At 47.0% G+C, this 436-nt stretch carries 1 protein-coding gene; it reads right to left on the bottom strand.

Annotated features, from left to right (window positions below; genetic code table 11):
* The coding region (locus H3S73_RS13595; RefSeq protein WP_198248928.1) for a type VI secretion system Vgr family protein at positions 1–436 on the bottom strand (436 nt) is incomplete at both ends.

Genomic DNA, 436 nt, shown 5'->3' with positions numbered 1-436 from the left:
CCCTCTTGTGCATAAGCAAGAATGCCGCTTTGGGCTAATTGGGTTAATGTCGCTTTAAGTTGCTCCTGACTGTCGGTATCTGCGCCATGGGCTTCAGAGGCAGTTGCTGCATTTTGCAGTGCTTTAGCAATTGATAATGCATTTTCAAGCTGAGTAATGGCACCTTGCATATCCAGTTGTTTACCCTGTGCCTTAGGCTCGGTCTGACTGGTCAGGTATAAGCCTTTATTGGCAGCAATCGCACCCCACTCATCGGTGCGCAGTTCAAATCCCTCACCTCGCTGCTCTTTGTTTTGGTTAACTAAATGCCCGATGTTAAGCTGGGTTTTACCGTATTCGGTCGCTAACTTAATGTGCTCTTGTCCGCGCTTATCATCCATCCGCAGTTTGTTGTTAGCAGGAGTACGAATTACATTTCGGTGTTTGTTTATGGTGG

This window comes from Gilliamella sp. B14384G12 (assembly GCF_016101825.1).
GTDB lineage: Bacteria > Pseudomonadota > Gammaproteobacteria > Enterobacterales > Orbaceae > Gilliamella > Gilliamella apicola_N.
The sequence above is the reverse complement of the archived record's forward strand: the minus strand, read 5'-3'. Positions and strand labels throughout refer to the sequence as shown.